The organism is Brevibacterium sp. NPDC056726 (genome assembly GCF_042790515.1).
GTDB classification, from domain to species: Bacteria; Actinomycetota; Actinomycetes; order Actinomycetales; family Brevibacteriaceae; genus Brevibacterium; species Brevibacterium sanguinis.
Genome location: NZ_JBHTYZ010000002.1, coordinates 252,166 through 273,696, shown reverse-complemented (window position 1 = coordinate 273,696; position 21,531 = coordinate 252,166). Strand labels below are relative to the sequence as shown.

The following is a 21,531-nucleotide window of genomic DNA, read 5'->3' as shown; positions in this document are numbered from 1 at the left end:
ATCGCAGAACTCGGATCGACTACTCTAGGTTAGTGCGCGAGACTGACAGATGAGGAATTCAATGACTGAGGTTACAGCCGCAGACCCCCAGAGCGACCGGTACGGCCGCAGCCGCACACCGCAGCGCCGCCTCAGCCGCCGGGCCACGATCATCGGCGCAGCGGTCATCGCCGTCGCCGTCGTCGTCATCGGCGTCATCAACTTCCAGCCGTCGCAGGAGCCCACGGACCCCCGGACGCTCAACTATGCGATCGTCGATTCCGCGACGACTGAGGTCAGCGTCGCCATCTACCCTGATCAGACCCGCAGTGTGCACTGCATCGTGCAGGCGACGAACGACCGCGAGGCGATCGTCGGCTTCACCGAGGTCAGCCTCGAGGCCGACCCGCAGGCCGACCCCACCTCGCCCAAGCAGATCGACGTCACCCTCGCGACGACGCAGCTCGCTGCCTCGGGACACGCCGACGCCTGCTGGTTCGAGTGAGCCGGCCGGCACTGAGCGCGAACGACCGGGATTCGTCCACGCCGCGCCGGAGCCGCAAGGTCACCTGTTCCCATTGATTCCTCGCCGAGGCGGTCTGACGTGGACGATCTCAGTGTCCGGATGGTGATCCAGATCATCGTATTTCGCCGCAGATGCGTTAGACTGTAGTTTCATTCACCACCCGGGCGTACCCCACGCCCGGTTTTTCGTTGCCTGACATGCCGTCAGTGCACCGAACCGAAGAAGGAGAAGTCATGACCGAGGATGTCACCCAGGAAGAGACATGGTTGACACAGGAAGCCTTCGACCGCCTGTCGAAGGAACTGGAACACCTCTCCGGACCGGGACGTGCAGAGATTGCTGAGAAAATCGAAGCCGCCCGCGACGAGGGTGACTTGAAGGAGAACGGCGGCTATCACGCGGCGCGCGAAGAGCAGGGCAAGCAGGAGGCCCGCATTCGCCAGCTCGAACAGCTGCTCCGGTCCGCGAAGGTCGGAGAGAGCGAGAGCGACGGCAAGACGGTGTCCCCCGGGTCCGTCGTGACCGCGAAGGTCGCCGGCAACGAGATGCGCTTCCTGCTCGGCAGCCGCGAGATCGCCGGCGATTCCGACATCGACGTGTTCTCGGAGAAGTCTCCGCTCGGTGCGGCCGTGCTCGGCGTCGCCGTCGGCGACAAGACGAGCTACGAGGCCCCCAACGGCAAGGAGATCTCCGTCGAGGTCGTCGACATCGAGGCCTTCTCCGGCTGAGACCGACAGCGAACCAGACAGACCGGTGGCCGGGTGCATCATGCACCCGGCCACCGGTCTGTCTGCGTCAGGACCTCGCGCGAGGACAGGGTGCGAAGCGGTCGACGCCGCTCAGCACCGGGCGGACTCAGCGCTGAGGATCGTCGCGGCCGGTCTCGCTGCGATCGCTCGGGGTCTCCGATCCGGGGAGATCCTCGGGCTCGGCCGTGTCACGGCCCTCAGCCGCACTCTTGGCCTCGGCCGCCTCGACCTTGGACTGTGCGGAGTCGAGGACGGCGTCCGCCTCGGCGGTGTCCGGTCTCTCCTCCGGGGGTGCCGCACCTCCCCGCGGACCGTTGGCGTGGACGATGTAGCTGACGACGGTGTTGAGCACGGCGACGAGCGGAACCGCGAAGAGGGCGCCGACGATGCCGAAGAGGAAGCCGCCGGCGGCCACGGCGAGGACGACGGCCAGCGGGTGGACGGAGACGGCCTTGCCCATGAGGAACGGCTGGAGGACATGGCCTTCGAGCTGTTGGACGCCGATGACGACTGCGAGCATGATGATCGCCGAGACGAGCCCGTTCGACACCAGTGCGACGACGACGGCGACGATGCCCGAGGCGACGGCACCGACGATCGGGACGAACGAGGAGAGGAAGACGAGCAGCGTCATCGGGATGACGAGCGGCACGCCGAGGATCGCGGCGCCGATGCCGATGCCGATCGCATCGACGGCGGCGACGAGGATCTGCACACGCACGTACTGCGTCAGCGTCGTCCACCCGCGACGGGCGGCGCCGATCGCGACCGGCTGGGCGGGGATCGGGAGGAGGTTCGCGACCCACCCGAAGATGCGCTTGCCGTCGTAGAGGAAGAAGAACGTCGCGAACAGGGTCATGAGGAGACCGGCGAGGAACGACCCCACCGAGGTGGTCGCCTGGACCGCTCCGCCGAGCAGCTGCGAGCCGTTGTTCTGGAGGAACTGGGTCGCCGACTGGACCGCGTCGTCGATGTAGGTCGAGATCGTTCCCGAGTCGATGCCGAACGGATTGTGCGCGAGCCAGTCGCTGATGCTCGAGAACCCGGTGATGACCTGATCGATGAGGTCGGGCATGCCGGAGTAGATCTGCTGTCCGACGAGGGTGAAGAGCCCGACGACGACGATGAAGCCGACGAAGGAGATGGTGGCGGCGAGACCGCGCGGCATCCGCTTCGCGAGCCAATCGGTGAGCGGACCGAGCAGTGCCGCCAGCAGCAGCGCGATGAGCACGGGCAGGAGGACGTCCCAGACCTTCGACAGCAGCCAGAAGGCCACGCCGATGCCGACGAGGACGACGATCGAGCGCCATGACCACGCGGCGGCGACTCGCAGGCCCGGGGAGACGTACGGTTCGGAATTGGCGTCGAGGCGAGCGTGCGCGACGTCGGTGGCGCTGACGTCCCCGGCGCGCACCGCTTCGTCGTCATTGCTCCGGCGAGAGCGGCTGCGATCTCCGCGGGCGGAGTTCCATGCCCCCTTCAACCGGAATCGGGATTCGGTGTTCTCGTTGTCTGACATGCTCCAACAATAGTTGTTGAGCATGCCTGTGAGGTGGAATGATGACAGCACAGGAAGGGATTCTTTGTGAGAAAGCGCATCTTCTACGCAGCCGCCACCATGACAGGGGCGGCTGTCGGCATCGGCGCATCGGCCGCCGGCCTGCTCCGCCACCAGGCCTCGTCCCTGCGTCGGGGGTTCGACGCCGACGCCGACCGTCGCCACATCACCGTCGCCGAGGATGTCCCTCCACCGGGCGCCGATGACGGGGATGTGGCCTCCCTCGCCGTCATCGGCGATTCGTGGCTGTGCGGCGTCGACATCGACGATCCCGCCCAGACCCCTGCCATGCTCATCGCCCGCGGTCTGGCCAGACTGCTCGGGACCACGGTCCGGGTGGAGTCGACCGCCCGCCCTTCGGCGCTGTCGGATCAGCTCTCGGCACAGGTCGATGAGATCCTCCGCTCGTCCCGACTCGCCCGGCAGGGCGCGGAGTCGTGGACCCAGGACCGCCGTTTCGCGATCATCTCGATCGGCACCGGCGACGTCATCCATCCCATCCACGGGCCGATCGGCGTGCCGGCGCTCACCCAGGCGATCAACCGGCTCCAACGCGAGGGCCGGTACACGGTGTTCGTCCTCGTCTGCCCCAACCTCGGCGGTCTTCCGGGGCTGCGCGACCCGCTGAAGACGACGCTGCGGCGCTCGTCCCGCGTGCTCGCCGGCTCGCAGTGGCTGGCGGCCCTGTCGGCCCGCGCGGTGCCGCTGCTCGCCACCGGATCGCTGACGGGCACGACCCGGAAGTCGCTGCTCAACGAGTCCGGCCGGTTCCCCAGCGCCCTCGGCTATGCCCAGCTCGCGTCGACGGTGCTCGCCGCGATCGCCGAGCGCATCGCCGCCCCCATCGCCGTCGACCGCTCGCAGGACATCCCCGACGACACGCGCGAAGAGCCTGCCGACCCTGTCCCAGGACACAGCAGCGCGGCCGACGAGGACGCGTCTGCGACCGCACCCGCCGACCCCACGCCGCCGGCCTCCGAGGGCACGGCCCCGTGATCCCGGTCGTCCTCGCCTCCCAGTCCCCCTCCCGCCGGCAGATCCTCGCCGCCTCGGGCATCGACCCCACCGTCATCGTCTCCGAGGTCGACGAGCGCGCGATCGAGGAGTCCTTCACCGGGTCCGTCGGGGACCTGACGACGGAGCTCTCCGCGGCGAAGGCCCGGGCGGTCGTCGCCCGACTCGAGACGATGCCTGCCGCCGACCTGCCCGAATCGCTGCGCGGGGCCCTGACCTGCGTCGTCATCGCCGGCGATTCCCTGCTCGAACACGACGGCGCGGCGATCGGGAAACCGGGCACACCGGAGCGCACGCGCGAGATCTGGGCGTCGATGGCCGGCGCCTGGACGACGCTGCACAGCGGTCACTCGCTTGCGCTGCTCGACCGCTCCGACCTCGCCGCGCCCTTCCGGCTCCGCGACCTCCGCTCGCAGCGGTCGGCCACCTCGGTGCTCATCGGCACCCCCACCCCGGAGGAGCTCGAGGCCTACATCGCCACGGAGGAGCCCTTCCACGTCGCCGGCGCCCTGACGATCGACGGCTTCGGCGGTGCCTTCGTCGACCGGCTCGACGGGGACCATCTCACGGTGCTCGGGCTCAGCCTGCCGGTTGTGAGGGATCTCGCGCGTGACATGGGCCTGTTCTGGCCCGATTTCTGGTCCGTCCGGGACTAGACTCGAAGCGGTCGAGCGGACACGCCCGGCGCCTTTGAAGTTTTCTCATGAGGTTTTTATCGCTGGCCTACAAACGGTTTGCGGCGATCCCTAAATTGATCTGAGATCATACAAAAGGAGCGCCATGACCACAGTTCTCCCCGACGAGACGACCGATTCGCTGTCCACCCACGTCCCCACGGCCCCCGTGCGCCGCGTCCTCATCGCCAACCGCGGTGAGATCGCCCTGCGCATCATCCGGGCGGCTCACGACCTGGGCATCAAAGCGGTCGCCGTCTACACCCGAGCCGACGCGGACGCCGAGTTCGTGTCGCTCGCCGACGACGCCTGGCTGCTCGAGGGCACCGGCGCCGGGGAGACCTACCTCGACATCGACAAGATCCTCGCCCTCGCCACCCGCTCCGGGGCCGATGCCATCCACCCCGGCTACGGCTACCTCGCCGAGAACGCGCTGTTCGCACAGGCCGTCATCGATGCCGGGCTGACGTGGGTCGGCCCTCCCCCGGCCGCCATCGAGCTCCTCGGCGACAAGTCGGGTGCCCGTGAGGTCGCCGAGGCGGTCTCCGCTCCCGTCGCACCGGGCTCAGACGGCGCCGTCGCCGATCTCGCCGAGGCCGCCGCGGTCGCCGAGCGCATCGGCTATCCCGTCGTCATCAAGGCCGTCCACGGCGGCGGCGGCCGCGGCTTCCGCGCCTGCCCGACCGCCGACGACCTCGAAGCGGCGTACACCGCGGCCACCCGCGAGGCCCTGGCGGCGTTCGGGCGCGGCGAATGCCTCATCGAGAAGCAGATCGTCCACCCCCGGCACATCGAGACGCAGTGCCTCGCCGACTCCTTTGGCAACGTCCGCGTCCTCTCGACCCGCGACTGCACGCTGCAGCGCCGTAACCAGAAGATCGTCGAAGAGGCTCCCGCCCCGTTCCTCACCGCGGAGCAGGAGCGCATCGTCACCGAGGCCTCGATCCGCGTGCTCGCCCACGTCGGCTACGTCGGCGCCGCCACGTGCGAGTTCCTCCTCGGCACCGACGGGACGATCATCTTCATGGAGGCCAACGCGCGCATCCAGGTCGAGCACACCGTCACCGAGGAGGTCACCGGCGTCGATCTCGTCGGCTGGCAGCTGCGCATCGCCTCCGGTGAGCGCCTCCCCGAGACGTTCCCCGCTGTGCGCGGACACGCGATCCAGTTCCGCATCAACGCCGAGGATCCCACGACGTTCTTCCCCGCCACCGGCACCGTGAAGAACTACCGGGCGCCGGCCGGGCCCGGGGTGCGCCTCGACTCCGGCATCGGCGAGGGCAGCGTCGTCGGCACCGACTTCGACCCGATGCTCGCCAAGCTCATCATCACCGGCGCCGACCGCGACCAGGCGCTGGCGCGCTCGCGTCGCGCCCTGAGCGAGTACCGCATCGACGGGGTCTCCACCCTGCTGCCCCTCCACCGCATCCTCGCCTCGGAACCGGCATTCGCCGGAGACTTCGCGGTGTGGACCAACTGGCTCGAAACCGCGTTCGTCAATCCGCTCGCCGCACCGACCACAGGAGATCACATGAGCACCACCGCTGACAGCTTCAGTGTCGTCGTCGAGGTCGACGGCCGCCGGATGACCGTGTCGGTTCCCAAGGACGTCATCTCCGACCTCGGTCACGTCCCGAGCCCGAGCGTGCCCCGCCGCAAGCGCAACCTGCGCCGCAAGGGCGCGCAGCTGACCGACGAGTCGAACGCGCTCAACGCCCCGATGCAGGGCACGATCGTCTCCGTCGCCGTGACCGCCGGCGACACCGTCGAGGCCGGGGACACGCTGGCCGTCATCGAGGCGATGAAGATGGAGCAGCCGCTCAAGGCGGGCCACTCGGGCACGGTCTCCGAGGTCCTCGTCGACGCCGGCACCGCCGTGAAGTCGGGAGAGCCGATCATCCGGTTCGCCGCCTGAGTCCACTGCGCTCACTCACTGCCCGAATCACCCGTTGTCGGTGATCCGGGCAGTGAGGTAGTCGGACTCGGCGTCATTGCCAGGACACGCCAGTGCACTGCGCAGCGCCGCCTCGGCGTCGTCCTCACGTCCCAGCTCACGCAGCGTGATCGCCCGGGCGATGTGATAGGGACGATGACGCTGCAGCTGCGCCTGCCCGCCGAGCGCATCGAGAGCTGAAAGCCCCGTCGCCGGACCGCTGACCTTCCCCCGCACCACCGCGATGTTGAGGGCGACGACCGGGGTCGGCTCGAACCGCTCGAGCAGCCGGTAGAGGACGAGGATCTGCGGCCAGTCGGTCTCGGCGAACGTCGGTGCTTCGGCATGGACGGCCGCGATCGCCGCCTGCACCGTGTACGGCCCCGCGCCCTGTTCACCGGCCGCTGCCTGCGCCAGCCCGAGGCCCTCGGCGATGAGCCGCGAATCCCAGCGTCGCCGGTCCTGGTGCTCGAGCGGGATCGGGCGCCCGTGCTCATCGACCCGCGCCTCTGCCCGGGCCCGGGTGAGCAGAAGCAGGGCGAGCAGACCGCGGGCCTCCGTCTTCTCCGGCAGCAGCCGCACGAGCAGGCGGGCCAACCGGATCGCCTCCTCCTGGAGGTCGGTGCGCGCATGCACCGGTCCGGCTGTCGCGGCGAACCCCTGCGTGAAGATGAGGTAGACGACGCGCAGCACCCCGGGCAGTCGGTCACCGAGGACCTCCGCGGTGGGGGTGCCGAACGGAATCCCCGTCACCGTGATCCGCTTCTTCGCCCGCACGATCCGCTGCTGCATCGTCGTCGTGTCGACGAGGAAGGCGGCAGCCACCTCGGCGGTGCTCAGTCCGGCGAGGAAGCGGAGGATGAGGGCGATCCGCTCGGGCTCTTTCAGGGTCGGATGCGCGCAGGCGAAGAAGAGACCGAGCCGATCATCGGGGATGCGGGCGGAATCGAGGACTGCGCCGAGGCGGTCGGCGTGGTCCTCGTGATCGCCGGGACGCCGCTCATCCTCGATCCGCAGCCGTGAGAGGTGCCGTGCTCTGCGGGCATCGGCGCGGATGAGGTCGATCGCGCGGTTCTTCGCCGTCGTCATCAGCCACGCCTGGGGGCTGGCGGGGACTCCCCTGTCCGGCCAGGTCTCGACCGCGCGGACGATCGCGTCGGCGAGGGCCTCCTCGGCGAGATCGAGGTCGTGGAAGGTCCGGGCCAGAGCCGCGAGCAGGCGCCCGTGGTCCTCCTCGCCGATCGCGGTGAGGGCCCGGGCGGCTGCCGCGGACTCGGTGGCCATGGCCGGACTCAGTAGTCGGCGAGCGGCCGGATCTCGATGTGCCCGAACCTCGCGCCGGGGCTGCGCTTCGCCCAGCCGATCGCATCGTCGATCGTCGGCACCTCGATGACGTAGCTGCCGCCGACGAACTCGCTCGATTCGGCGAACGGCCCCGAGGTGACCAGCGCCTGCCCCTCCGCTTCGCTCACTCTCACCCCGTGCTCGGGGCCTTCGAGGGCGAAGCCGCCGACGACGATGCCGGCGGCGCTGATCTCCTCGTCGAAGCGCATGAACTCGCTCGGGTCGGGTCCGCCGTCCTCACCGCAGTCGGCGTCGGCGGTCCTGCCCATGAGCAGCAGTGCGTATTTCATCTCTGACTCCCCTTCGCTTGCGGATGCGCCTCGCGCACCCGGTGGCGCCGGACGGGATCGTCCGACACCACTGTGACGTCCCTGGGGTCAGGATATCGACACCGGGAGGCGAAAAGATTTCTAGAGGTGCCGGTGGAGGCGCCGCGACGCCTCGGTGAGCGATCCGCTCAGCGAGGGGTAGACGACGAACGACGCCGAGAGCTGATCGACGGTCAGGCGGTTCTCCACGGCCATCGTGATGGGGAGGATGAGCTCGCTGGCGCGGGGTCCGACGACGACTCCGCCGAGGATGGAGCCCGAACCGCGACGCGCGAAGATCTTGACGAAGCCGTCCTCGATGCCGAGCATCTTCGCCCGCGGGTTGGTGTCGAGCGGCAGCATGACGGTGTCGATGTCGGTGGGGTTCTCGCGGTAGTTCTGCTGAGTGAAGCCGACGGTCGCGATCTCCGGGGCGGTGAAGACGTTCGAGGCGACGTTGCGCAGCTTGAGGGGTTGGACGGCATCGCCGAGGGCGTGGGACATCGCGATGCGCCCCTGCATCGCCGCCACCGAGGCGAGGGGCAGGACGCCGGTGCAGTCACCGGCGGCGTAGATGCCGGGGCGGTTGGTCCGGGAGACGCCGTCGACGACGATGTGCCCGGAGTCGTTGACCTTGACGCCGGCGGCGTCGAGCCCGAGGTCGGCGGTGTTGGGGATCGACCCGACGGCCATGAGGCAGTGCGAGCCCTGGACCCGGCGGCCGTCGGCGAGGGTGACCTCGACGCCGTCGTCGGTCCGCTCGACCGACTGGGCGCGGGAGCGGGAGAGCACATTCATGCCCTTGTTGCGGAAGACGAACTCGAGGACGTCGGCGGCGTCCTCGTCCTGGCCGGGCAGGACCTTCTCCCGGGAGGACACGAGGGTGACGTTGGCGCCGAGGGCGCGGTACGCCGAGGCGAACTCGGCACCGGTGACACCCGACCCGACGACGATGAGGTGCTCGGGCAGCTCCTCGAGTTCGTAGAGCTGGGTCCAGGACAGGATCCGCTCGCCGTCGGGCTTGGCGGTGTCGAGTTCGCGCGGGTGGGCGCCGACGGCGAGCAGGATCGTCGAGGCCCGCAGGGTGTATTCGGTGCCGCTCTCCTCGACGACCTCGACCCGATCGCGGTCGACGAGCTTCGCGCTGCCCTTGATGATCTTCACCCCGGCGCGGATGAGGCCGTCGTAGATGTCGTCGGACTGGGCGGTGGCGAGCGAGAGGATGCGGTCGTTGACCGCTTTGAGGTCCGCAGTCACCCGGTCGTGGTCCGGGTGCTCCTCGGTCGTCTCGTCCTTGCCGGTGATCCTGATGCCGAGACTCGACGAGCGCGTGATCTCGTCCATCATCTCCGCCGTGGCGATGAGCGACTTCGAGGGCACGACGTCGGTGACGACGGCGGCCCCGCCGGTGCGGTGGCGCTCGATGAGCATGACGTCGGCGCCCAGCTGTGCGGCGGCGAGAGCGGCTTCGTAGCCTCCCGGTCCACCGCCGATGACGACGACACGATCTGCTGCGGATTCAAATTCTTCGTTCACGGCTCAATCCTCTCAAATCGCCACCCCGGGAGCGAATGAACTCTCGGGGCGGAAAGTGCGTCGTCAGGCGGGCGGCGCCGGTCAGGAATCGGCGGGGTCGACCACCTCGGCGGTGTCCGCGAGGTCGACCACCTCGGCGGTGTCGCGGTGGAGCGCGGAGAGGGAGACATAGGCCTGCGCATTGGCTCTGACCTTCTCGACGCCGTCGTCGGTCATCTCCCGTCGCACCTTGCCCGGGACGCCTGCGACGAGGGAGCGCGGCGGGATGTCGGTGCCTTCGAGGACGACCGTGCCGGCGGCGATGAGCGACTCGGAGCCGATGTGCGCGTCGTTGAGGACCGTCGCATGCATGCCGATGAGCACATCGTCGTCGACGGTGGCCCCGTGGACGAGGGCCTGGTGGCCGATCGAGACCCGCCGGCCGACGACGACGGGTTTGCCCTCATCGGTGTGCATGACGGTGTTGTCCTGGACGTTCGAGTCCTCGCCGATGGTGATCGGGGCCTTCTCCGCCCGGAGCACACAGCCGTAGAAGATGCCGGCGCCGCGTTCGACGCGCACGTCCCCGACGAGGGTGGCACCGGCGGCGACGAAGGCCTCGGGATCGATCTGCGGGGTGTGCCCGCCGACAGAGATGATGCGTGCCTGCGATTCCGTCATGAGTCCTCCATCGGCTCTCGGTGCTGGTTCGGGTGCCTGCCAGTCTACCCACGGCGGTGGTTCCTGCGGCAGGCGTCTCACGTGCAGTTCTCCTCGCAGTGATAGTCTCCGCCCACCTCGTGGCGGTGCTCTCCGCCTGCCGCGGGATGTCCTCCTGCGGGGACGTGCGACTTCACGGTCCCTCCCCTCTCCGTTCATCCTGGCGACACCGTGCTTCTGCAGAGTGAGACGCGTTTTGGACGGATTTGCAACGAGCACGCCTTAGCAGGAAAATGGACAGAATATTTGTCAGAAACTTCACACTGCCAGACTCTTGTGTGCCTTTTGCGGTTATGTGAACCTTGACTGTGAGAGTTGCGCGCCGCTGCTGTCGTGCGCGCACACCGCTTTCACTTATCACCGTCGAAAGGCCACCATGGATTGGCGTCATCGCGCTGCATGCCTCAATGAGGACCCCGAACTGTTCTTCCCCATCGGAAACACGGGTCCGGCATTGCTTCAGATCGAAGAGGCCAAGACTGTGTGCCGTCGCTGCGAAGTGGCGGAGACCTGCCTCCAGTGGGCACTCGAATCCGGACAGGACGCCGGTGTCTGGGGCGGCCTCAGCGAAGACGAGCGCCGCGCCCTCAAGCGTCGCGCCGCCCGCGCCCGCCGCGCCGGCTGACCTCGGCTGCGTTCTGCACCACCGATACCGCAGTCCCGCCGGCGCTCTCGCTCCATCGCACTCGCAGCGCAGTTCCACAGTCCGAACCTCGCCAGAGTCCCCTGCTCGAACCACGATCTTCGCGATCCGAGCTGGGGACTTTGTCGTGCCCGCACCCGTCGCACCACCTCGGCGCGCATCTCACCCCCGCAGCCGCACGCACAACCCTGGGCCGCACGCACAACCGGCAGCCGCACGCACAACTCTGGTCCGCACGCGCAACCCTGGTCCGCACACACAACCCGCAGCTTCGCATCTCCTCCGCGCAGCGCGATAACCACCCCGTGCACGCGTAGGATATGGCGCTCCGCGTAGTGGTGCGCAATCCGTCGGGCGCAGACACTCAGTCGCACCACCTCGGCGCGCATCTCACCCCCGCAGCTGCACACACAACCGGCAGCCGCACGCACACCCTGGTCCGCACACACAACCCTGGTCCGCACACACAACCCTGGTCCGCACACACAACCCTGGTCCGCTTTCGCAACCCTGGGTCGCACGCACAACCCGCAGCTTCGCATCTCCTCCGCGGAGCCCGATAACCACCCCGTGCACGCGTAGGGTATGGCGCTCCGCGTAGGGATGCGCACCCAGCAGCCGCCGGCGCGGGGCACCGAGGCGGACCGTCAGTCGTAGGAGTCGGGGCGGAGCGGGACGTCGAGGATCGCCTCGGTGCCCCCGCCCTCACGCTCCCGCCACTGGATCGACCCGGCGAGATCCGCCGAGACGAGGGTGCGCACGATCTGCGTGCCCAGGCCGTTGCCCGGGCTTTGCTGGTCGCCCAGCCCCACGCCGTCGTCGGCGATCGTGACGTGGAGGTGGTCGCCGTCGCGATCGGGCACGACCCACACATGACCGGTGAGCGTCTCCCCCGGCGCCAGCCCCTCCTGCTCCTCGAGCGGGAAGCCGTGCTCGATCGCGTTCGTGATGAGCTCGGTGATCGCCAGCGCCAGGGACGTCGCGTCGGCAGACGAGATCGTTCCGAAGCTGCCCTGGCGCTGCAGGGAGATCTGGACGAGCGGACTCGTCAGCTCCGGAGTCAGCCGCAGGCCCTTGTCGACGACCTCGTCGAAGTCGACCTCGGACTCGACCCCCTGACTGAGCACATCGTGGACGACGGCGATGATCGACACCCGCCGCATCGCCTCCGACAGCGCCGCCTTCGCCGCGGGATTGTCGATGCGGCGCGTCTGCAGGCGCAGCAGAGCGGACACCGTCTGGAGATTGTTCTTCACCCGGTGGTGCATCTCCTTGATCATCGCGTCGCGCGAGAGCAGCTCCCGCTTGCGCCGCCGGATCTCCGAGACGTCCCTGGCCAGCACGATCGCCCCGGTACGCTCACCGTCGTCGGTGAGCGGAATCGCGCGCAGGGAGACACTCGTGCGGCCCACCTCGAGTTCGGTCCGCCACGGCGCGCGTCCGGTGAGCACGAGCGGCAGGGTCTCATCGACCTGCCGCAGCTCGGTGCTCAGGCTCGACACCACCTCGGAGAGATAGGAGCCTTCGATCTCCCCGCCGTGACCGAGGCGATTCATCAGCGACACGGCGTTCGGGGAGGCGTACTGCACCCGGGAGTCACGGTCGAGGACGAAGATGCCGTCACCGACCCGCGGCTCGCCGTGGCGCACTCCGCTCGGCGCCTCCCGATCGGGGAACGCGCCCTGGGCGATCATCGTCAGCAGCGCCTTCGCCGCGTCCCGGTAGTGCTTCTCGAGCCGCGAGGTCCCGCGCCGGCGCATCTCCTCGGAGTACCTGACCATGACGGCGAGCGTCTCACCACGGCGGACGAGCGGCACCGCCTCGGCGCTCACCTCGGTCTCCTCGGTGCCCGCGTTGACGCCGAGGTCCTTGGCCGGGGCCACCTCGGTGACGATGGTCCGGGTCTCCACCGCCGCCTCGAGGAGCTCGCGTTCGAGCCCGGTCGCCCGCGCGCCGAGGAGGTCCCGATTGAACAGCGTCGCCCCCGTCGTCGGCCTCGCGTGCGCGACGACCGTGAACGCCCCGCTCGCCGACGGCACCCAGAGGACGAGGTCGGCGAACGAGAGATCGGCGATGAGCTGCCAGTCCCCGACGAGGAGGTGAAGGTATTCGGCATCCGTCTCATCGGTGATGCCTTCGGCTGCCAGTTGTTCGTTGAGCACGGGTCCCTCTTCCGGGTGGGGAGTCTTCAGCGGGCCCGAAGGTCGTCTTCGAGCCCGCTGAGATCGACGCTATCACCGATGTCGCTCGGCCAGGCGGTGCGGATCAGGCGCTGTGCTCGGACTCCCAGGCCGAGGACCGCACGACACCGCGCATCATGCGCAGCAGCACCGACAGCGGAGCCTGTGTGACGGTGTCGAGGGCGATGACCGTCTCGATCGTCTCGAGCACCCGCGCGGCGACCGTCTCGTTGCGCTCGAGCCATTCGGTCAGCCGCTGCTTGGCGCGCTCGTCCGGAGTCCCGGAGATCGGCGAATCCGTGGCGGCGATGACGGAACCGGCGACCGAGAGGATCGCGGAGTAGAAGTCATCGCGCAGGGAGCCGCGGGCCAGTGCCGACCAGCGATCGGACCGGTCGAGGTCGCCGATGAGGGCGAGCACCTGCGACCCGGAGAACTTGTCGTTGACGGCGTAGTAGACCTCGGCGACGTCCTCGGCGGATTCGTTGGTGCGCGCCGCGAGCTGGGTGATGTCGAGGAGGGCGAACTCGTCGAGCAGCGCCGCCGCCCGCCATGCGAGCTCCTCGGGGACCCCGTCGTCGATGTACTCCTGCGCCTTGGCGGCCATCGCCTCGGCGTCGAAGCCGTCGACGAGGGCGGGCACGCGCTCGCGCAGAGCGGCGACGACCTTCCCGTAGAGCTCGATGCCCGAATCGACGTCGAGGGTGTCCGGGGCCTGCTGGACGAGCCAGCGCGAGGACCGGTCGAGCAGGCGCACGTAGTCGTGCTGGAGCTTGACCTGGACCTCCGTGGGCACCTTGTTGTCAAGTGCGGTGACCGCGTCGAAGAAGTCATCGAGGCCGAAGATCTCGGAGACGACGACGAAGACGCGGGCGATCTGCGGCACCGAGGCCGGGGTCTCCTCGAGCATCCGGTAGACGTAGGTGAGCCCACCGCGGTCGACCATCCGGTTGACGAGCTTCGCAGTGGCGATCTCCCGGTGCAGCGGGTGCTCGGCGATGTAGTCGCCGTACTGTTCGCGCAGGGCGTCCGGGAAGTAACCGGCGAGCTCCCGCTTCATCCACGGCTCATCGGGCACGACGCTGTCGAGGATCTCGTCGACGGCGTGCATCTTCGCGTACGCGAGGAGCACCGCGAGCTCCGGGGAGACGTACGAGCTGAACTCGCGCTTGGCCAGTTCCTCGGCGTTCGGCAGGAACTCGACGTGGCGGTCGAGGTCGGCGTGCTTCTCGAGGTAGGCGAGCATCCGGCCGTAGGTGCCCGACATCGCCTCGGTCTGCGAGCGCGCCTCGCCGAGGACGACGTTCTGCGCGTAGTTGTTCGCCAGCACCCGGTCGGCGACGTCGTCGGTGAAGGAGAGCAGCACCTTCTCCCGATCCTCTGCCGCGAACGCCCCCTTGTGGAGCAGGGTGCGCAGGAGGAGCTTGATGTTGACCTCGTGGTCGGAGCTGTCGACGCCGGCGGAGTTGTCGACGGCGTCGGTGTTGATCGCGACCCCGCTCAGTGCCGCTTCGACGCGTCCCAGCTGGGTGACGCCGAGGTTGCCGCCCTCCCCGATGACCCGTGCCCTGACGTCGTCGCCGTCGATCCGGATCGCATCGTTGGCCTTGTCTCCGACGTCGGCGTGGCTCTCCCCGGAGGACTTGATGTACGTGCCGATGCCGCCGTTGTAGAGGAGGTCGACGGGCGCGGCGAGGATCTCCGACATCAGCTCGGCGGGACTGCGCCGGCCGGGATCGACGCCGAGGGCCGCAGCGGCCTCCGGGCTGAGATCGATCGACTTCGCCGACCGCGGGAAGACGCCCCCGCCCTGCGAGATGAGGTCCCGGTCGTAGTCCTGCCACGACGAGCGCGGCAGGTCGAAGAGGCGCTGCCGCTCGGTGAAGCTCGTCGCCGCATCCGGGTTGGGGTCGAGGAAGATGTCGCGGTGGTCGAAGGCGGCGACGAGGCGGATGTGCTCGCTGCGGAGCATGCCGTTGCCGAAGACGTCGCCGCTCATGTCGCCGATGCCGACGACGGTGAAGTCCTCTTCGGCGGTGTTGAGGCCGAGCTCGCGGAAGTGGCGTTCGACGGACTTCCACGCACCGCGGGAGGTGATCGCCATCTTCTTGTGGTCGTAGCCGACCGAGCCGCCGGAGGCGAAGGCGTCACCGAGCCAGAATCCGCGGCGCTCGGAGATCGCGTTCGCGACGTCGGAGAAGCGCGCGGTGCCCTTGTCGGCGGCGACGACGAGGTAGTAGTCGTCGCCGTCGTGGCGGACGACGCGGTCGGGATGGACGACCTTCTGGCTGCCGTCCTCGGCGTAGACGAGGTTGTCGGCGACCTCGAGGAGGCTTTCGATGAAGACCTCGTAGGCGGCCTGACCGGCGGCCATCCACGCATCCCTGTCGCTCATCGGCGGCAGCTGCTTGGGGAAGAATCCGCCCTTGGCGCCGGTGGGCACGATGAGCGCGTTCTTGACCATCTGCGCCTTGACGAGGCCGAGGACCTCGGTGCGGAAGTCGTCACGGCGATCCGACCAGCGCAGGCCGCCGCGGGCGACGGTGCCGAAGCGCAGGTGGACGCCCTCGACCTGCGGGGAGTACACCCACATCTCGAGCGCCGGCCGGGGCTTGGGCACGAAGCTGAGCTCGGTGGGGCGGATCTTCAGGGCCAGTGCCGTCGGCAGTTCGCCGTCGGGGTTGATGAAGTAGTTCGTCCGCAGGGTTGCGCGCAGCAGTTCGAGCGAGGAGCGCAGCACGCGGTCGGCGTCGAGGCTGGCGACGTCGCCGAGGGCGGTCTCGATCCGCTCGTCGATCGCCGCGGTGGCGGCCTCGCGCCCGGCGTCGTCGGCCGCGGGGTCGAACTTCGCGAAGAAGTAGTCGACGAGGAGGCGGGAGATCTCCGGGTTGTCGCTGTAGACCTCCCCGACGTAGGCGTCGGAGTAGGTGAACCCGGCCTGGCGCAGGTACTTCCCGAGCGCCCGGATGATCGTCACCTGCCGCCAGTCGAGACCGGAGACGACGAGGCGGTCGAAGACGCCTGCCTCCTTGCGGCCGTCCCAGCCGGCGATGAACGCGTCGGCGATCCGCACGCTCGCCGCCTCGTCGAGGTCGGTGTCGAAGCGGACGCCGAAGTCGTAGATGTAACGGTGCGTGCCGTCGGCGAGGTCGAGTTCGTAGGGACGCTCGTCGAGCACCGTGGCACCGAACGCGGTGAGGTACGGCAGCACTTCGGAGAGGCCGACCCGACCGTCGCGGTAGAGGGCGAGCCGCGTCGGCGCATCGTCGGCGTCCTCCGGGGTGTAGAGGCGCACGGCCGATCCCTCACCGGTGCTCAGCGCTTCGAAGCGCTCGACATCGGCGACGGCGTCGGCGGGCGTGTGGTACTCGCCGTACCCGGGAGGGAACGCCTTCGACCACAGGTCGGCGCGTTCGATGGCGCGTCCGCTGTCGCCGCGCTCGGTCGGGGCGAGGAAGGCGTGGACGTCCTCGTTCCACGAGCGCACGGCGGCGACGATGCGCTTCTCGACGACCGCCGGATCGATCTCCGGCAGCTCCGCGTCGCGGGCGACCCGGGCGACGAAGTGGATGCGGGCCAGCGCGGACTCGGTGAGGAGGACGTCGAAGTCGACGCTCTCGGCGTTGTAGAACTCGCGCAGCACATCCTGGACGCGCTGGCGGGCCGCGGTGTCGTAGAGGTCGCGGGGCAGGTAGAGGATGACGGAGACGTAGCGCTGGTAGGGGTCCTCGCGGACGAACACCCGCGACTGGCGGCGCTCCTGCATGTCGACGATCTGCATGACGACGTCGAAGATCGACTGGGTGTCATCGTGCATGAGGTCATCGCGCGGATACGTCTCGAGGATGCCGAGGAGCTCGTTGGCCGAGTGGGATCCGGCGGGGAATCCGCTCGAGGCGAGGATCTTGCGCACCTTGCGGTTGATCACCGGGATGCTCAGCACGCTGTCGTTGTAGAACTCGGGCTTGAAGACGCCGACGAAGCGTCGCTCGCCGACGATCTCGCCGTTCTCGTCGAAGGTCTTCACCCCGATGTAGTCCATGAACGAGCCGCGGATGACCCGGGACCGTGAGTTCGCCTTCGTGAGGACGAGCACGTGGGGTTCGGCCGCCTTCGCGGCCACGGCGTTCGACAGCGGCGACTTCGCGAGCGGGCGCAGCGCGGAGATGCCCAGCGAGGTGTGCTCGATCGGTTCGAGACTGCTCGACTCGGCGTCGTGGGAGTAGTCGTACTCGCGGTAGCCGAGGAACGTGAAATGACCGTCGAGCCAGGTCAGCAGCTCGGCGGCGGCTTCCGCCTCGGAGGCGAGCTCGGGGCGGGGCGGACGCGCCTGGAGCTCACCGGCGATCTCCTTGGCCTTCGCCGACATCGCGTCGGCATCGCGCGCGGCGGCCGCGACGTAGTCGAGGACGCTGCGCAGCTGCTTCTCGAGCGCCTCGTGGTCCTCCGGCGGCACCCGGTCGACCTCGATGCGGATCCACGACTGCTGGTCGGGGGCGTCACCGGTCGGCTCCGCGGCCTCGGTGACCACAGGAATGCCCGCGGTGTCGGCGGACACGGCGGGCGCTTCGGCGGGAGAGAGGACGGTGAGGTCGGAGCCGTGCCCCTCGACGGCGAGGATGGGATGGTGGACGAGGCGGATGGCCCGCCCGCTCGTCGCGAGATCGGAGACGATCGAGGACACGAGGTGAGGCATGTCGGGCAGGACCATCGCGATGACGGTGTGGTTGTCGAGGTACTCCGGGGAGTCGACCGACGGGTTGTAGATGCGCAGAACCGGAGCGGTGCCGTCATACTCGAGGCCGAGAGCGTAGTGGGTGGCCGCCGCTGCGGCGAGACCTTCGGCGCCCGCCTCGGCGGTGCCCGGTTCGAATCGGGGATAGTACGCTTCGATGAAATTCTCCGGAGCGGCCTGCCCCTTCTGCTTCCTCCACTCTCCAGCAATGTCCGAATATGAGACCTGAGACACCTTTACACCTCTACGATCAGCGCACAAATAATGTTGTCGGCTCGACTCCGAACCGCCATCCCCCACACTATGCTCAATCGGCGAGAAAGGCACGCCGGTCAGCCTGCCGCGGCACGGCGTCGAAGGGCTGGCAGACTGAGGGCATGAGAACACTGACACTCAGCCATGACTATGCGATCGGACTCACCGATTTCCTCGCCCTGCTCGCCGATGCCGCGACGTGGGAGAAGCTCGGCTCTGCGGCGACGACTCAGCGGGTCGATCCCGACACCGAGGTGACCGTGCGCACCGCTGTGCCGGCCAGTGAGCTGCCGGCGACCCTGGCCTCGCGCCTGCCCTCGGGTGCCGAGCTCGTCGAGGTCTACATGGTTCCCGGGGACGTCATCGGCGATCGCGCCGAGGTCCGGATGACCGCCCACGCCGCCGGGGTGCCCGTCGAGATCGATTCCCTCCTCACCCTCGTCTCCGAGGGCAGCGGAACGGCGGCCACGGTGCGCTCTGAGATCAGCTCCTCGGTGCCGATGTTCGGGTCGATGATCGAGCAGGCGCTCGTGCCCATCCTCGAGACCCAACTGCGCGAGCGACTCGACCGGCTCGCCGCCGTCTGAGCCGGAGTCCGCTCAGGTGCGATCGCGCAGCAGGTCGCCCAGCTCGGTCCGGTCGTACCAGAGGAGATCGGAATCGCCGAGGCGGTCGCCGGCCGCCTCGATGCCCTGTGCCATGGCCAGCTCGAGCGCCGCGTCCCATTCGGCGGCTTCGTCGAGGTGGACGCTGACGATGCGGTCCTCGTCGACTCGGGTGAGGGTGAGCGCGTCGAATCCCGGAGCGAGCGGCTCCCGGTCGCTCGTCGCCGGCGCATCGTAGGCGACGACGGCCCGCGGGGACGCCGACTCCGCGCCGGAGCTCAGCGCCTCGTCGGCGGCGAGGGCCGCAGCGATGCTCATCGCCGTGAACTCGGCCTCGTCGAGGTCCTCACCGCGGAGCTGGGCGGCAGCGGCGTCCGGGGCGACCGCGGTCGCGGTCTGCAGTCCGGCGGCGAGGGCGGCGAGAGTGGTCGGGATGTAGCAGCGAACAGCCATGCCTCCATCCTAGGGTCAAGCGCGCCCATTGCACCGGAGTCGCTCACCGGAGGGCGACCAGCGGGGCTCAGAGTGACCGGAGCCGGGCCGCGACTCCGCGAATGCTCCCACTCCGGGCGCTGCCGGACCGGTGCCGAATCCGCCGGCGCGTGGGGAGGAGCCCGGCGGCGACCTCGGCGAACTGGCGGCTGAGCGCCGACTTCGGACTGACCTCTGCCACGGTGCGCCCCGACAGCAGCGCCGCGTCGACGGTCGCCCGATCGTCGCTGAAGACGAAGTCGGGTTCGCGTCCGGCGAAGCGTCCGAGCGCCTCCCTGATCCGCGTCTCCGCCGGGTGCCCGACCGCCGAGGCCCTCACCTTCGTGATCCCGATCCGCAGGGTCTCGCGCATCTGCTCGCAGCGTTCGGTGCCGAGGAGCCGCACGAGCTTCTGCAGGCCGATGGGATCGCCGGTCGCGAGCACGACGACATCGTCGGCCGCGTCGAGGGCCGCCCGGGTCGCGCAGTGTCGATCGTAGAAGGGATCGGCGAAGTCGTCGTCGGGATCGAGGCGGTCGGAGACGTCGACGACGACGAGATCGTAGAGTCCCGCGAGGTCGCGCAGCGCCGAGCGGAGCACGGCTCCCCGCACCTCCGGCCACCGTTCGGGCCGGGTCAGCCCGGTGATGACGTGGAAGTCGTCGCGGATCGCCGCGTGCGGCACCCCGCTGATGTCGGTGGGCGGGGACTTCTCCGCCTCGAGCCGGCACAGGCTCGCCAGGTGCGAGGACTCCTCCGTCAGGCCGAGCGTCGTGGCGACCATCGCCCCCACCGTGTCGGCATCGACGACGACGGTGCGATGTCCGAGACGGGAGGACTGATCGCCGAGGTTGACGGCGGTGAGCGTGCGCCCCGGGGACGACCCGGTCCCCCACACCGTGATGATCCGCCCGGCCGGTGCGGTGCGTCCCGGCGGGGACGCCGGGCGGGGCGGCACGACGGCGCTGCGGGTGACGTCGTCGAGGGCGCGGGCGACCCGGAGGGCATCGGCGGTGGCGGGCACCGCCGTCGTGATGCCGAGGCGTGCCAGGGCGGCCTCATCGGCCCCGACGCCGAGCACCTTCGTCCCGGTGGCGAGCACGGCCGCGATGACGTCGGCGTCGAGGCCGGGGAAGTACTCTCCGACGATCGCTATGTCGGCGCTGCCGGTCCGGCACAGGGCGAGGAGTTCGACGTCGTCGGCGGGACGGGCGACGACGTCGACGTCGTCGAGGTCGCTGAGCAGTTCGAAGAGGATGAGGTCGTACTCGAAGTCGACGGCGAGGAGCACCTGGGGCATCGCGATCAGCTCCCGCCGGGGGCGCCGACGACGGAGAGGACGCTGCGGCCGTCGAGGGCGGACAGCACCCCGGACAGCGCGGTGGCCGGGACGAAGACTTCGATCCGGGCCCCGTCGCCGACCCCGAAGCTGCCGACGTCACGGGTGATGTGGGCGACCGGGGCGCCGCTGACGATCTGCTCAGGGTCGCCGGCCTCGTCGTCGAGTCCCGTCGACTCCGGTTGGGCCCACACATCGACGAGGCTGCCCCGGTCGACGACCGAGGGCACCGATCCGGGAACGTCGATCGCGACGATCCGGCCCTCGAGTTCGGCCATCGGGGTCACCGCCGAGGCGGGCACGAGCTCCCCTTCGGCGATGACGGAGCGCACGCTCGAGTCCTGCGGCAGCGGCGTGTCGGCGGAGAGGTACTTGTCCCCGACGTCGGCGAGGTTGACCTCGGCGACGACGAGGTCGTCGGGCCCGAGTGCCTGACCGGGGACGAGGGATGCCGCGCTGGCCCAGACCCGGGTCGTCGCCGTGGCGGCGCTGACGAGGAGATAGGTGGCGACGATGGCCGCGATGACGAGGACGGCGCCGACGAGCAGCCTGGCGTCGGTCCAGCGGGGCGGGCGGAAACGTCTCGAGAGCTCCATTGCATCTCCGATTCGGGGGATTTTCCCATGACAGGAATTGCCGGTGAGTGATAGTATCGAGTATCAAATGGGGTCAAAGCAATGATTTCAGGCAAAACTGTTGTCGCTTGAGGCCCTGTCATCGCTGGGAACAATGCCGTCGCTTGGAATTGGGGAGAACCGTCATGGTCGTCGAAAACCGCTTCCTGCCACTCACCGACGTGGCCGAACTGCTCAATGTCTCGATCGCTCAGGCGCGCGCCCTCGTGCGCACCGGCGACCTGCGCGCCATCAAGGTCGGCGGCCGCGGGCAGTGGCGCGTCGAGAAGGCCGAGATCGAGGCGTACATCCAGCGGATGTACGAGCGCACCGAGCACGAGATCAAGGCCGGCCTCCTCGACGACTGAT

General features: G+C 69.1%; 18 protein-coding genes. 8 read left to right on the top strand and 10 right to left on the bottom strand.

All coding sequences use genetic code 11. From position 1 onward, the window contains the following. The first annotated feature begins 61 nt into the window (after window positions 1-61). Together ACFQ91_RS04665 and greA are read left to right on the top strand one after the other, a co-directional pair. On the top strand, window positions 62-484 hold the full coding sequence (locus ACFQ91_RS04665) for a DUF4307 domain-containing protein (protein ID WP_344251257.1): 423 nt from the start codon (window positions 62-64) through the stop codon (window positions 482-484). Between the two features lie 254 nt (window positions 485-738). Beyond that, entirely contained in the window at window positions 739-1,233 is a 495-nt protein-coding gene (greA, locus tag ACFQ91_RS04660; protein ID WP_137824722.1) for a transcription elongation factor GreA, read from the top strand. Between the two features lie 127 nt (window positions 1,234-1,360). On the opposite strand, the gene ACFQ91_RS04655 is transcribed toward greA, so the two are convergent. Then, complete coding sequence (locus tag ACFQ91_RS04655) at window positions 1,361-2,773, bottom strand: AI-2E family transporter (protein WP_376872176.1); 1,413 nt, start codon at window positions 2,771-2,773, stop codon at window positions 1,361-1,363. 66 nt (window positions 2,774-2,839) lie between these two features. Between ACFQ91_RS04655 and ACFQ91_RS04650 the strand changes: the two genes are divergently transcribed. The 3 genes from ACFQ91_RS04650 (at window position 2,840) to ACFQ91_RS04640 (ending at window position 6,415) form a co-directional block, all read left to right on the top strand. Beyond that, window positions 2,840-3,808, top strand: a complete 969-nt coding sequence (locus ACFQ91_RS04650) for an SGNH/GDSL hydrolase family protein (protein WP_376872173.1) — start codon at window positions 2,840-2,842, stop codon at window positions 3,806-3,808. Next, a complete protein-coding gene (locus ACFQ91_RS04645; protein ID WP_376872170.1) occupies window positions 3,805-4,482 on the top strand; it encodes a Maf family protein in 678 nt (225 codons plus the stop codon). The genes ACFQ91_RS04650 and ACFQ91_RS04645 overlap by 4 nt, the downstream gene beginning before the upstream one ends. Window positions 4,483-4,606: 124 nt before the next feature. Next, on the top strand, window positions 4,607-6,415 hold the full coding sequence (locus ACFQ91_RS04640) for an acetyl/propionyl/methylcrotonyl-CoA carboxylase subunit alpha (RefSeq protein WP_376904046.1): 1,809 nt from the start codon (window positions 4,607-4,609) through the stop codon (window positions 6,413-6,415). A 27-nt stretch (window positions 6,416-6,442) separates the two neighbouring features. On the opposite strand, the gene ACFQ91_RS04635 is transcribed toward ACFQ91_RS04640, so the two are convergent. The 4 genes from ACFQ91_RS04635 to ACFQ91_RS04620 form a co-directional block, all read right to left on the bottom strand. Beyond that, window positions 6,443-7,717, bottom strand: coding sequence for an RNA polymerase sigma factor (locus tag ACFQ91_RS04635; protein ID WP_376904044.1), 1,275 nt, complete (start codon window positions 7,715-7,717; stop codon window positions 6,443-6,445). A gap of 8 nt (window positions 7,718-7,725) precedes the next feature. Beyond that, entirely contained in the window at window positions 7,726-8,067 is a 342-nt protein-coding gene (locus ACFQ91_RS04630) for a YciI family protein (protein WP_137824726.1), read from the bottom strand. Between the two features lie 120 nt (window positions 8,068-8,187). Beyond that, window positions 8,188-9,621, bottom strand: coding sequence for an NAD(P)H-quinone dehydrogenase (locus tag ACFQ91_RS04625; protein ID WP_198498414.1), 1,434 nt, complete (start codon window positions 9,619-9,621; stop codon window positions 8,188-8,190). 81 nt (window positions 9,622-9,702) lie between these two features. Continuing rightward, a complete protein-coding gene (locus ACFQ91_RS04620) occupies window positions 9,703-10,281 on the bottom strand; it encodes a gamma carbonic anhydrase family protein (RefSeq protein WP_376872160.1) in 579 nt (192 codons plus the stop codon). Between the two features lie 415 nt (window positions 10,282-10,696). Between ACFQ91_RS04620 and ACFQ91_RS04615 the strand changes: the two genes are divergently transcribed. Then, a complete protein-coding gene (locus ACFQ91_RS04615) occupies window positions 10,697-10,945 on the top strand; it encodes a WhiB family transcriptional regulator (protein WP_009374875.1) in 249 nt (82 codons plus the stop codon). Between the two features lie 665 nt (window positions 10,946-11,610). Here ACFQ91_RS04615 and ACFQ91_RS04610 read toward each other — a convergent pair. Beyond that, window positions 11,611-13,125 (bottom strand): sensor histidine kinase, encoded by a 1,515-nt coding sequence (locus tag ACFQ91_RS04610; protein WP_198498412.1) that lies wholly within the window; start codon window positions 13,123-13,125, stop codon window positions 11,611-11,613. Window positions 13,126-13,228: 103 nt separating this feature from the next. After that, window positions 13,229-18,112: an NAD-glutamate dehydrogenase gene (locus tag ACFQ91_RS04605; protein ID WP_198498411.1), complete on the bottom strand. Its 4,884-nt coding sequence runs from the start codon at window positions 18,110-18,112 to the stop codon at window positions 13,229-13,231. 143 nt (window positions 18,113-18,255) lie between these two features. On the opposite strand from ACFQ91_RS04605, the gene ACFQ91_RS04600 reads away from it, so the two are divergent. After that, window positions 18,256-18,720: a DUF2505 domain-containing protein gene (locus ACFQ91_RS04600; protein ID WP_198498410.1), complete on the top strand. Its 465-nt coding sequence runs from the start codon at window positions 18,256-18,258 to the stop codon at window positions 18,718-18,720. A gap of 12 nt (window positions 18,721-18,732) precedes the next feature. Here the strand turns inward: ACFQ91_RS04600 and ACFQ91_RS04595 are convergent, their stop codons facing one another. The 3 genes from ACFQ91_RS04595 to ACFQ91_RS04585 all read right to left on the bottom strand — a co-directional run bounded on the left by ACFQ91_RS04595 (window position 18,733) and on the right by ACFQ91_RS04585 (window position 21,144). Next, entirely contained in the window at window positions 18,733-19,191 is a 459-nt protein-coding gene (locus tag ACFQ91_RS04595; protein ID WP_198498409.1) for a DUF6912 family protein, read from the bottom strand. Window positions 19,192-19,258: 67 nt separating this feature from the next. Beyond that, a complete protein-coding gene (locus tag ACFQ91_RS04590; RefSeq protein ID WP_198498408.1) occupies window positions 19,259-20,509 on the bottom strand; it encodes a DNA-binding response regulator in 1,251 nt (416 codons plus the stop codon). A gap of 5 nt (window positions 20,510-20,514) precedes the next feature. Beyond that, window positions 20,515-21,144 (bottom strand): hypothetical protein, encoded by a 630-nt coding sequence (locus ACFQ91_RS04585; protein WP_198498407.1) that lies wholly within the window; start codon window positions 21,142-21,144, stop codon window positions 20,515-20,517. 164 nt (window positions 21,145-21,308) lie between these two features. On the opposite strand from ACFQ91_RS04585, the gene ACFQ91_RS04580 reads away from it, so the two are divergent. Further along, window positions 21,309-21,530: a helix-turn-helix domain-containing protein gene (locus tag ACFQ91_RS04580; protein ID WP_137824735.1), complete on the top strand. Its 222-nt coding sequence runs from the start codon at window positions 21,309-21,311 to the stop codon at window positions 21,528-21,530. The last annotated feature ends 1 nt before the right edge of the window (window position 21,531 follow it).

Bases quoted from the DNA above. Each gene is read 5' to 3' on its own strand.
- greA (WP_137824722.1), top strand. From the start codon at position 739: ATGACCGAGGATGTCACCCAGGAAGAGACATGGTTGACACAGGAAGCC.
- ACFQ91_RS04580 (WP_137824735.1), top strand. From the start codon at position 21,309: ATGGTCGTCGAAAACCGCTTCCTGCCACTCACCGACGTGGCCGAACTG.
- ACFQ91_RS04665 (WP_344251257.1), top strand. From the start codon at position 62: ATGACTGAGGTTACAGCCGCAGACCCCCAGAGCGACCGGTACGGCCGC.
- ACFQ91_RS04595 (WP_198498409.1), bottom strand. From the start codon at position 19,191: ATGGCTGTTCGCTGCTACATCCCGACCACTCTCGCCGCCCTCGCCGCC.
- ACFQ91_RS04640 (WP_376904046.1), top strand. From the start codon at position 4,607: ATGACCACAGTTCTCCCCGACGAGACGACCGATTCGCTGTCCACCCAC.
- ACFQ91_RS04585 (WP_198498407.1), bottom strand. From the start codon at position 21,144: ATGGAGCTCTCGAGACGTTTCCGCCCGCCCCGCTGGACCGACGCCAGG.
- ACFQ91_RS04620 (WP_376872160.1), bottom strand. From the start codon at position 10,281: ATGACGGAATCGCAGGCACGCATCATCTCTGTCGGCGGGCACACCCCG.
- ACFQ91_RS04630 (WP_137824726.1), bottom strand. From the start codon at position 8,067: ATGAAATACGCACTGCTGCTCATGGGCAGGACCGCCGACGCCGACTGC.
- ACFQ91_RS04590 (WP_198498408.1), bottom strand. From the start codon at position 20,509: ATGCCCCAGGTGCTCCTCGCCGTCGACTTCGAGTACGACCTCATCCTC.
- ACFQ91_RS04655 (WP_376872176.1), bottom strand. From the start codon at position 2,773: ATGTCAGACAACGAGAACACCGAATCCCGATTCCGGTTGAAGGGGGCA.
- ACFQ91_RS04635 (WP_376904044.1), bottom strand. From the start codon at position 7,717: ATGGCCACCGAGTCCGCGGCAGCCGCCCGGGCCCTCACCGCGATCGGC.
- ACFQ91_RS04615 (WP_009374875.1), top strand. From the start codon at position 10,697: ATGGATTGGCGTCATCGCGCTGCATGCCTCAATGAGGACCCCGAACTG.
- ACFQ91_RS04600 (WP_198498410.1), top strand. From the start codon at position 18,256: ATGAGAACACTGACACTCAGCCATGACTATGCGATCGGACTCACCGAT.